1 protein-coding gene is annotated in these 1,525 nt (G+C 40.7%); it reads left to right on the top strand.

The features are described from left to right. Positions 1–90 precede the first annotated feature (90 nt). Entirely contained in the window at positions 91–1,446 is a 1,356-nt protein-coding gene (locus tag V8G47_RS20695) for an IS1182 family transposase (RefSeq protein WP_336201683.1), read from the top strand. Positions 1,447–1,525 lie beyond the last annotated feature (79 nt).

The following is a 1,525-nucleotide window of genomic DNA, read 5'->3' as shown; positions in this document are numbered from 1 at the left end:
TCAGCTTGTAGACAAAGTCTAAGAATTAGACCAAGTCTACAAGCTTTTTTTGTATAATAGAAAGGAATAAAGCTTTTGTGGGGGATAAAAATGTTATCAAAACACACTAAAGAAGGAAGAAATCAAATTGAAATGGTTGCGCTAGATGAACTTGTTCCTGAGGATCATCTAGTTAGGAAAGTTGAACAAACGATTGATTTTGAATTTATTTATGACTTAGTAGAAGATAAATATTGTTTAGACAATGGGCGGCCTGGTATTGATCCCGTTGTTCTCATTAAAATGGTCTTTACCCAATACCTCTTTGGCATACGCTCCATGCGTCAAACCATCAAAGAAATCGAAACCAACGTTGCTTATCGATGGTTTATTGGGTATTCGTTCAAAGAGAAAATCCCTCACTTTTCAACCTTCGGTAAAAACTACGTTAGGCGCTTCCACGATACGGATCTCTTTGAACAAATTTTCTACCGCATCTTGAAAGAAGCGATGACCAAAGGATTGGTGGATCCATCCGTTGCGTTTATAGATTCTACTCATGTAAAAGCGAATGCGAATAAGAAGAAATTCGAAAAGAAAATAGCCCGAGTCGAAACTAGAACGTATCAGGATCAGCTGGATAAAGAGATCAACATTGACCGAGAGGAACACGGAAAAAAGCCCTTCCCCCCACAGAATAAAGAAGAGTCAAAAGAAATAAAGGTCAGCACGACAGACCCTGAAAGTGGGTATTACGTAAAAGATGAGCGCGAAAAGCTGTTTGCGTATTCTTTTCATACGGCAAGCGACTCCCGGGGTTTTATCTTAGGATCTCTTGTCACGGGAGGAAATGTTCACGATAGTCGGATGTTGGACAAGCTCGTCACTCAAGTCACGGATAAAGTCGGTAAGCCCAGTTCTGTCGCTGTTGATGCAGGATATAAAACACCCCACATCGCTAAATTCCTCATGGACCAAGAAATCAGACCCGTTATGCCTTATACACGGCCGAGAACGAAAGACGGATATCTTAGGAAATACGAATACGTTTACGATGAATATTTTGACTCCTATCTTTGTCCCGAAGGACAAATTTTACCTTACCGTACTACCACAAGAGACGGGTACAAACAATACGCTTCAAATCCTTTGGAATGTAAAGACTGTCCTCTGTTAGAACGTTGTACACAAAGTAAGAATCACACCAAGATGATTCATCGACATGTGTGGCAGGATTACATAGATGAAGTAGATCATTTGAGACATACAGAACTTAATAAAACTCTATATGCGAAACGCAAAGAAACGATCGAACGGGTCTTTGCGGACGCAAAAGAAAAGCATGGCATGCGTTGGACGACCTTAAGAGGTCTTAAAAAAGTTTCAATGCAGGCGATGCTTACATTCGCTGCCATGAATCTTAAGAAGTTGGCAAACTGGACATGGCGAGGGCCATGTCCAGCCTAGAAACAGGAGAAAAATCTTTTAAAATATCAGAAAACCCCACCTTCGGTTAAAGTGAAGGTGGGGTTTGTCTACAGTCTGA

The organism is Rossellomorea sp. LJF3 (assembly GCF_037046045.1).
Taxonomy (GTDB): domain Bacteria; phylum Bacillota; class Bacilli; order Bacillales; family Bacillaceae_B; genus Rossellomorea.
This window is presented reverse-complemented; position numbering and strand designations above follow the sequence as displayed.

Bases quoted from the DNA above. Each gene is read 5' to 3' on its own strand.
- V8G47_RS20695 (WP_336201683.1), top strand. From the start codon at position 91: ATGTTATCAAAACACACTAAAGAAGGAAGAAATCAAATTGAAATGGTT.